Source organism: Brachybacterium sp. JB7 (assembly GCF_003335205.1).
GTDB lineage: Bacteria > Actinomycetota > Actinomycetes > Actinomycetales > Dermabacteraceae > Brachybacterium > Brachybacterium alimentarium.
This window is the reverse complement of the sequence record NZ_QPGN01000007.1, coordinates 189786-198288: the sequence shown is the minus strand read 5'-3', so window position 1 is coordinate 198288 and position 8503 is coordinate 189786. Positions and strand designations below refer to the sequence as shown.

At 70.6% G+C, this 8503-nt stretch carries 6 protein-coding genes; 2 read left to right on the top strand and 4 right to left on the bottom strand.

Going from position 1 to position 8503, the window contains the following annotated elements:
- The 3 genes from CIK81_RS10955 to CIK81_RS10945 form a co-directional block, all read right to left on the bottom strand.
- Positions 1-1312: O-acetylhomoserine aminocarboxypropyltransferase/cysteine synthase family protein (locus CIK81_RS10955; RefSeq protein WP_147272353.1), on the bottom strand; the 1312-nt coding region annotated here is incomplete at its 3' end.
- A 245-nt stretch (positions 1313-1557) separates the two neighbouring features.
- Complete coding sequence (locus CIK81_RS10950; protein ID WP_096166062.1) at positions 1558-2220, bottom strand: DNA-3-methyladenine glycosylase I; 663 nt, start codon at positions 2218-2220, stop codon at positions 1558-1560.
- A 141-nt stretch (positions 2221-2361) separates the two neighbouring features.
- Entirely contained in the window at positions 2362-3216 is an 855-nt protein-coding gene (locus CIK81_RS10945) for a siderophore-interacting protein (RefSeq protein ID WP_096166061.1), read from the bottom strand.
- 168 nt (positions 3217-3384) lie between these two features.
- On the opposite strand from CIK81_RS10945, the gene CIK81_RS10940 reads away from it, so the two are divergent.
- Positions 3385-4884, top strand: a complete 1500-nt coding sequence (locus CIK81_RS10940; RefSeq protein ID WP_096166060.1) for an NAD(P)/FAD-dependent oxidoreductase — start codon at positions 3385-3387, stop codon at positions 4882-4884.
- A gap of 282 nt (positions 4885-5166) precedes the next feature.
- A complete protein-coding gene (locus CIK81_RS10935) occupies positions 5167-6579 on the top strand; it encodes a peptide MFS transporter (RefSeq protein WP_241964124.1) in 1413 nt (470 codons plus the stop codon).
- Positions 6580-6673: 94 nt separating this feature from the next.
- Here the strand turns inward: CIK81_RS10935 and CIK81_RS10930 are convergent, their stop codons facing one another.
- A complete protein-coding gene (locus CIK81_RS10930) occupies positions 6674-8461 on the bottom strand; it encodes a glycoside hydrolase family 2 protein (RefSeq protein WP_114355691.1) in 1788 nt (595 codons plus the stop codon).
- Positions 8462-8503: the final 42 nt, after the last annotated feature.

Here is an 8503-nt window from a genome sequence, read left to right as displayed (position 1 = left end):
GTGCCGCGGCGGCGGCCGACGTGGCGCGGTCGTTCCCGACCCGGGCGGCGGCGGTGAGGCCCCGGTCGAGGTCCGCAGCGAGATCTTCGATGTCCTCGAGACCGATGCTCAGCCTGACCGTGCCGGGGAGCACGCCGCACGCCCGGCGCTGCTCCTCCCGCAGGTGGGAGTGCGTAGTGGTGGCCGGGTGGCACACCAACGAGCGGGCGTCGCCGATGTTGACGGCGAGGGTGAACAGCTCCAGGGCATCGCAGAAGGCCGCGGCGGCGGTCTCTCCTCCTGCCAGGTCGAGGGAGAACACTCCGGAGGTGCCGTGGGGGAAGTCTCGCGCGGCGAGAGCGGCGTCCGGCCTGCCGGGGATCGTGGGGTGGTTGACGCGCTCCACGCCGGTCGCCCCGTGCAGGCGAGCGGCGAGAGCGGTGGCGTCGGCGCTGATCTTGCGCATGCGCAGATCGAGGGTCTCGATGCCCACCAGGATCTGCTGGGCGCTGGTGGCGGGGAGCGTGGCCCCGAAATCGGTGACGTACTTGGCGCGCGCGTAGGACAGCAGTCCGGAGCCGCCGCGGTCGTAGTCGTCCGCGAAGGTGACGCCGAAGCGTCGGTTGGGCGTGGTGAGGCGCTGCCATCGGTCGGGACATCGCCGCGGATCGAAGCTGCCGGTGTCCACGATCAGCCCCGCGATGGTGGTGCCGTGGCCGCAGAGGTACTTCGTGGCCGAATGGACCACCACGTCGGCCCCGTGCTCGCCCGGGCGGTACAGCGCCGGGCTGGACAGGGTCGCGTCGACCACGACCGGGACGTCGTGGGCATGGGCGATCGCGCTGATCGCGTCGAGGTCCACGAGCTGCGCACCGGGATTGGCGATGGACTCGACGATCACGGCGCGGGTATCGGGCGTGATCGCCCGTTCCCACGCTTCCAGGTCCCACGGGTCCACGCTCGTGCTGGTCACGGACAGGTCAGCGAGGGTGTCATCGAGGAACTCGGTGGTGCCTCCGTAGAGGAGCTCGGAGGCGACGACGTGGCTGCCCGGTTCCAGCAGTGCGCACAGCGCGACGGTCGTGGCCGCCTGCCCGCTGGCGACCGCGATCGCTCCGATCCCGCCCTCGAGGGCGGAGATGCGCTCTTCGAGCACAGCGGTGGTGGGGTTCCCGGAGCGGGAGTAGGCGAAGCCCTCGCTGCGCCGGGCGAAGAGGTTCTTCAACGAGCTGTGGTCGTCGTGCGCGTAGGCGCTCGAGCTGTAGATCGGAGGGGTGACGGCGCCGTGCATGTCCTCGGCTCTCCAGCCCGCGTGGATGGATGCAGTGCTCACGTCGGCCTCCCCGATATCGTTGCCGTTTTCCGCGCTGGATGCGGCGCGTGCTGACACATCACACATCAGGTCCAGCGGAGCTCGCGAAGAATATGACGGACTGTGGACGTCGTCGGGCGACCGCAGTTCGCACCGGGTCCTCCGGGCTCTTCGAGCGAGAGCCTGCGCCACCTGCGTCGGTGGCGCGCAGCGCGGTCACGGGGCACCGACGGTCAGCCGACCGCCCGGGGCAGGGGGCGGTGAGGTCAGGCGGGGGTGCCGTCCTCGGCCCAGACGCCGGAGCTGCCGCGACGATGCGAGCCCAGCAGGTGGGTGTCGACCACGCCGAGCGCCTCCATCAGGGCGAACATCGTGGTGGGGCCCACGAAGCGGAAGCCATGGCGCTTGAGCTCCTTGGCGAGGGCGACCGATTCGGTGCTCGTGGTGGGCACCTCGGCGGGCGCAGCCGGTTGCGGTGTGCGCTCGGGCCGGTACGACCACACCAGCTGACCCAGATGGCTGCCGGGCCCGAGATCGCCGCGCGGCCCGAGCCCGTCCAGCTCACGCAGGGCGATGGCCGCGCGGGCGTTGGCGATCGTGGCCTCGATCTTGCCGCGGTGGCGGATGATCCCGGTGTCCTGGAGGAGCTCGGCCACCTCCTGCTCGCCGAATGCCGCGACGGGCTCGAGAGCAAAGCCCGCGAAGGCGCGGCGGAAGCCCTCGCGGCGACGCAGGATCGTCGCCCACGACAGCCCGGACTGGAAGCCCTCGAGGGCGAGGCGCTCGAAGACGCCCTGCTCATCGTGCACCGGCAGGCCCCACTCGGTGTCGTAATAGGTACGCAGGTCCTCGTGCACCGAGGCCCAGGCGGGGCGGGCGAGCCCGTCGTCACCCACGACCAGCGAGGGCGGCTCCGTCCCGTCGGTCATCGGGTCCGCTCGGCCGCGGTCGAGACCTCGGAGAGCGCTGGCTCTGCTCTCCCAGCGACCCCACGGGTTCCGGCGATCTCAGCGGTCCCCACGATCCCAGCGATCCCAGCGATCTCAGCAGTCCCCGCGATCCCAGCGATCTCAGTCATCGATCTTCCCGATCGCCTCGCGCTTCTCGGCCTGGAACTGGTCCTCGATCCGGCCCAGGGCCCAGTAGGCCGAGATCGAGATCTGGTCCCGCGGGATGCCCGCCTCCTTGACGAGCACCCGGCGCAGCTGCTTGGTGAGGCCGCGCTCGCAGTGGCAGAACACCTGCAGCCCGTCCGTCTCGAGGTCCAGCGCGCTGACCGCGTCGAGCAGCTGCTCGCGCTCGCCGATCACCCAGCGCACCTCGATGCCCTCGGGGTGCTCGAGGGTGAGGACGTCGGACTCCTCATCGAGGTGGATGAGGACGAGGCCGGTGGCGCCGGGGTCCATCGTCTCCAGCGAGGCCGCGATCGCCGGCACCGCGGCGTGATCGCCGATCAGCAGGTGCGTGGTGGACGCCGGGTCGGGCGTGTATCCGCCGCCGGCGCCGTTCATCGCGATGCGGTCGCCCGGGAGCGCCTCGTCGGCCCAGCGAGCGGCGGTGCCGGCGTCCTCACCGTGGCCGTGCAGGACGAAGTCGACGTCGATGGTGCGAGCCTCGTCGTCCCAGCGGCGCACCGTGTAGGTGCGGCGCACCGGCAGCTGCTCGGGAGCCTCCTCACGCAGCGCATCGAGGTCGTACGGGGGCGTGAGGCCGGTGGCCGGATCGGCGATCAGCAGCTTCACGTAGGCATCACTGTGCTCGTTGCGGTTGAGGTCGTCATAACCGTCCCCTCCGAGGGTGACGCGCAGCAGCTGCGGTGTGATGCGGGTCTTGCCGATCACCTCGAGCACGGCCTGCTTGCGCGGGCGGCGTGCCCCGCGCTCGGCGGCGGCAGGGGGCGGGGTGGGCGTCGTCGTGGTCTCCATCCCTCCACATTACGCGACATCGGTGTTTCGTAAATGAGAGGCCAGTCCACGGACAGGGCCCTCCTCGCTCTCCCTACGGCTCACCGCATGTCCGGGCGCATCGATCAGGGCTCACTGTCGACGCTCCTGCGCTGACTCCGCCTCCCCCGCCCTGACTAAGCTGGCTCCATGAGCGTTCCCCCGGCCCACGAGTTCGACGCGGTCGTCGTCGGCTCCGGACCCAACGGCCTGGCCGCCGCCGTCACCCTCGCCCGAGCGGGTCTCAGCGTCCAGGTGCTCGAATCCGAGGAGACCCTCGGCGGCGGTGCGCGCACTCTCGACCTCGGGCTCGCCCCCGGGATCCTCCACGACATCTGCTCGGCGGGTCATCCGTTGGCCCTCGCCAGTCCCTTCTTCACGAAGTTCGACGTGCGGGCCCGCGGGGTCGAGCTGGTGGCGCCCGAGGCGTCCTACGCGCAGCCCCTGGATGCCGAGCCGGCGGCGATCGCGTGGCGCGACGCGGAGCGCACGGCCGACGGGCTCGGTGCGGACGCCGCTGCCTGGCGCGCCACCCTCGGAGCGCTCTCCCGCGATCAGGATCTGGTGGTCGAGCTCTCCCTCGGCGACAAGCGCTCGATCCCTCAAGCCCTGGTGACTCCGCGCACGCTCGCCGCCGCACCGCTGTTCGGGGCACTGCTGGGACTGCAGGGCACTCCCGCCTGGTCGCTCCCCTTCCGCACCGAGCGCGCCCGCGCCCTGCTCACCGGCGTCGGCGCACATGCCATCGGGCGCCTGCCCTCGCTCGCGCTGAGCGCGACATCAGCACTGTTGGGCACCATCGCGCACGGCGTGGGCTGGCCGATCCCCGTCGGCGGGTCGCAGTCGATCATGGACGCCCTGGTCTCGGATCTCCGGGCCCACGGCGGACAGCTCACCACCGGGCATCGCGTGCGCACGTGGCGCGACGTGCCTCCCGCCCGGGCGGTGCTGCTGGACACCACCGCAGGCGCCGCCGCAGACATCCTCGCCAACCGACTGCCGCGCCCGTTGGAAGCCGCGCTGCGGAGATTCCGGCACGGTGACGCCGCGGCGAAGGTCGACTTCGTGCTGTCCGGTCCGGTGCCGTGGCGGGATCCGGACGTGGCGCTCGCGGGGACCCAGCATCTCGGCGGCACCCGTCATCAGATGGCCGCAGCGGAGGCGGAGGTCGCCGCCGGACGGGTCCCCGAGCATCCCGTGACGCTGGTGAGCGATCCGTCGCTCGTCGATCCTTCCCGGATCCACGGGGGCCTGCGCCCGCTGTGGACGTACGCACATGTGCCGGCGGGGAGCACGATCGATCCGACCGAGCTGGTCACCCGACAGATCGAGCGGTTCGCCCCGGGCTTCCGCGACGTCATCGTCACCTCGCGCGGGATCCCCGCTTCCGAGATGGCCCATCACAATCCGTCGCTGGTGGGCGGCGACATCTCCATGGGGCGGGTGACGATGTGGGACATGATCGCCCGTCCCACCGCGCGCTGGGATCCGTATCGTCTGGCCGACACCGGCTGGTACCTCTGCTCGGCCGCGACACCGCCCGGCCCGGGCGTGCACGGGATGAACGGGTGGCACGCGGCCCGGCGGGTGCTGCGCCAGGAGTTCGGGATCCGAGAGATGCCGGACCTGTCCCCCGATCCGCGCGACTGAGGTGGGCGTCCTCGTGCTCACCGCCGGTCCTGCCGCCCGGACTCGTCGCCCGCGCCTGTCGCCGGACAGCGTATTTTTCTGACATCTGACTGACGACTGACTTGTCACATGGCGCTCCCGGGCCTTGGCACCGGCTCGCGAGATGTCGCAGTATCGGTCACCGTGAATTCCTCTGACGATCCTGGTCCGACGTCCGCCCCCGACCGTCCGGGCGGCGACGGCGGCGCAGCCCTCGATGCCCTGAGCAGCGAACGGCTCCACAACCCGTCGGGCAAGACCTTCATGGGCCAGCCCCGGCCGTTGGCGAACCTGTTCAGCGTCGAGCTGTGGGAGCGCTTCAGCTTCTACGGCATGCAGGGCATCCTCGCGATCTACATGTACTTCTCGGCCACCGCCGGCGGGCTGGGGATCGACGAGAGCGTCGCCCTGAGCATCGTCGGGGCGTACGGCGGATCGGTGTACATCTTCTCGATCCTCGGCGCACTGGTGTCCGACCGGCTGCTGGGCCCCGAGCGGACGCTGTTCGGCAGCGCCGTGATGATCATGTTCGGTCATATCGCACTGGCGCTCATCCCGGGCGTGCCCGGACTGGTGACCGGTCTGCTGCTGGTGGGCATCGGCTCCGGCGGCCTGAAGTCCACCGCGGCGACGCTGGTCGGATCGCTGTACGACCTCAAGGACACCCGTCGCGACGCGGGATTCTCCATCTACTACATGGGCGTGAACATCGGCGGCCTCCTCGGGCCGCTGGTCACCGGCTTCGCCCAGAAGGAATGGGGCTTCCACCTCGGCTTCGGCCTCGCCGCCATCGGCATGGCCATCGGCCTGACCCAGTACCTGCTGACGCGCAGGTCCCTGCCGCAGACCGTGCACGTGGTGCCCGATCCCCTCCCCCGTTCGAAGTACCTGCTGTGGGCGGCCATCGCCGTGCTCGTGGTGCTGGTGGTGCTGATCCTCGTGGCGACCGGGATGATGAATCCCGGCAACCTCGCGAACATCATGGTGGGGCTGTCGGTCGTCGGCGCGATCGTCATCTTCGCGATGCTGCTGACCTCCAAGAAGGTGGGGCCCGACGAGCGCTCCCGGGTGGTGGCCTTCATTCCGCTGTTCATCGGCACCGCGGCGTTCTTCGCCCTGTTCCAGCAGCAGTTCACGGTGATCACGCTGTACTCGGACACGCGGCTGAACCGCAACCTGCTGGGCTGGGAGATGCCGATCTCCTGGGCGCAGTCCTTCAACCCGTTCTTCATCATCACGCTGGCACCGGTGTTCGCCGCGCTGTGGACGAAGCTCGGCACGCGCCAGCCCACCACGCCGAAGAAGTTCTCGCTCGGCATCATGCTCATGGGCGCCGCGTTCCTGCTGTTCCTGCCGATGGTGCCGGTGGCCTCGGTGCCGGTGCTGTGGATCGCGCTGATCATGCTGGTCGCCACGCTCGGCGAGCTCTCGCTGTCCCCAGTGGGCCTCTCGCTCACCACCAAGCTGGCCCCGGCTGCCTTCCCGGTGATGATGATGGCGCTGTACAACCTGTCGGTCGCCCTGGGCACGTCGCTGTCCGGTGCGCTCGCGCAGTTCTACTCCGCCGAGACCGAGGGAGCATACTTCGGTGTCCTCGGCGCGGTGACCATCGGGATCGGGCTGATCATGCTCGCGATCTCCAAGCCGGTCCATCGGCGCATGCGCGGGGTCCTCTGACCCCTCCCGCCACCGACGCTGCGAGCCGCCTCTGCCTGTGGGCAGGGGCGGCTCGCCGTCTGCGGACGTCCGGTCGGGACGGACGTCCAGCTGCTCACGGACGTCCGGTGACGAGCGCGCGGATCCTCGCCGCATCGAGCTTGGGCCGGCGCTGCGCATCCGCGAGCCCGTTGGCCTCCTGGAGAGTGTCGGTGAGCTGCGTGTAGCAGTGCCCGGCGAGGACAGGGCTCGCGTTCAGCGCGGCGAACAGCCCGCCGACCTTCTCCTCGAACTCCTCCGCGGTGGTCACGGTCGCGTAGCCCCAGGTGCCCTCGGCGGCGTAGGCGATCCCGCCGAACTCGGTGATCATCACCGGAGCGCCGTCGGTCACGTGCTGGGCGGCGTCGTCGATGGGGCGCCGTCCCTGCGGGCCCCGGCTCTCGACCACGTCCTGCACTGCGGCCTCATCGCGGTAGCGGCGCGCGAGGATCTCCGCATCGGTCGTGTAGTCGTGCAGGGCGAGGATGTCGCCGCCGGTGATCTCGTAGCCGTCGTTGGCGACCACGGGCCTGCTGGGGTCCAGGGCGCGCGTGACCGCGGTGAGCGCGATGGTGAGGTCCTTCTGCGGGGCGTGGTCGGCGAGATCGCGCACTCCCCAGGACTCGTTCATCGGCACCCAGGTGACGACCGACGGATGGGGTCGCACCTGCTCGACGATCTCCGTCCATTCCCCCATGAGCGCGCCGACGGCGCGCGGCGAGTACGAGTAGGCGTTGGCGGTCTCGCCCCAGATCAGCAGCCCCAGGGTGTCCGCCCAGAACAGGAAGCGGGGGTCCTCGACCTTCTGATGGATGCGTGCGGCGGTGAAGCCGAGCTCCTTGATCAGCTCGACCTCCGCGCGGTACGCCTCCAGGCTCGGAGCCGTGAGGTGGGAGGACGGCCAGTAGCCCTGCTCGAGCACGGAGCGCACGAAGTACGGCTCGCCGTTGAGGAGGAACCAGCCACGATCGATCCCGGTGGTGCGCAGCCCGAGATAGCTGGCGGCCGCGTCGACCACCTCGCCGTCGCGGAGCACCTCCAGGGACACGTCGACCAGGTGCGGGTGCTCCGGGCTCCACAGCAGGCGGTCGCGATCCTGCGTGTTGCGCACGGCAGGGACGTCGACCGTGGTCTCCACGCGGGTGTCATGGGCCGCGACCTCGACGGCCCCCAGGCGCTCCTCCCCCGCGACGAGGGCGATGCGCACGGTGGTGCCGGGCTCGGGCCGCCTCGCCAGGCGCAGGCTCACCGTCACGCAGGCGCGCGGCATGTCGAAGTCGCTGTGGAAGGCGGTCACGTGCTGCTCGCCGACTGTCTCGAGCCATACGCTGCGCCAGATCCCGGTGGAGCGGTGGTACCAGATCCCGTGCGGCTCCTCGCGCCAGTCCTGCTTGCCGCGGGGCAGCTCGACGTCGTGCGGGTCATCGAACGCGCGCACCACGACCACGTGCTCCTCACCGGCATCCAGGAGATCCGTGAGGTCGCAGCTGAACGCGGTCTGCCCGCCGACGTGGTGACCGGCGAGGCGCCCGTCGACCCAGACGTGCGCCTCGTGGTCCACGGCCCCCAGGTGCAGCAGCACACGTCGGCCCGGCTCCGCGCTCGCGGTGATCGTGCGGCGATACCAGACGATGGGATGGAAACCGGGTTCGTGGATGCCGGAGGCCTCGGACTCGGGCACGAAGGGCACCGTGATCTCGCGGTCGAAGGCCTCGGCCTGCGACGGTTCGAACCAGTGCTCGGCCAGGCCGACGCCGTCGTCATCGTGCGCGAAGGCCCAGCTGCCGTCGAGCGAGCTCCAAGTCTCCCGCATCATCGTCGGCCGGGGGTGGGTGCCGTCATGCGTGCTGGCGCGCAGCGTCATCGTCGATCGCTCCTGAACAGGGTGGGGCAGGCGGTGTCCGCA

Bases quoted from the DNA above. Each gene is read 5' to 3' on its own strand.
- CIK81_RS10950 (WP_096166062.1), bottom strand. From the start codon at position 2,220: ATGACCGACGGGACGGAGCCGCCCTCGCTGGTCGTGGGTGACGACGGG.
- CIK81_RS10945 (WP_096166061.1), bottom strand. From the start codon at position 3,216: ATGGAGACCACGACGACGCCCACCCCGCCCCCTGCCGCCGCCGAGCGC.
- CIK81_RS10935 (WP_241964124.1), top strand. From the start codon at position 5,167: ATGGGCCAGCCCCGGCCGTTGGCGAACCTGTTCAGCGTCGAGCTGTGG.
- CIK81_RS10930 (WP_114355691.1), bottom strand. From the start codon at position 8,461: ATGACGCTGCGCGCCAGCACGCATGACGGCACCCACCCCCGGCCGACG.
- CIK81_RS10940 (WP_096166060.1), top strand. From the start codon at position 3,385: ATGAGCGTTCCCCCGGCCCACGAGTTCGACGCGGTCGTCGTCGGCTCC.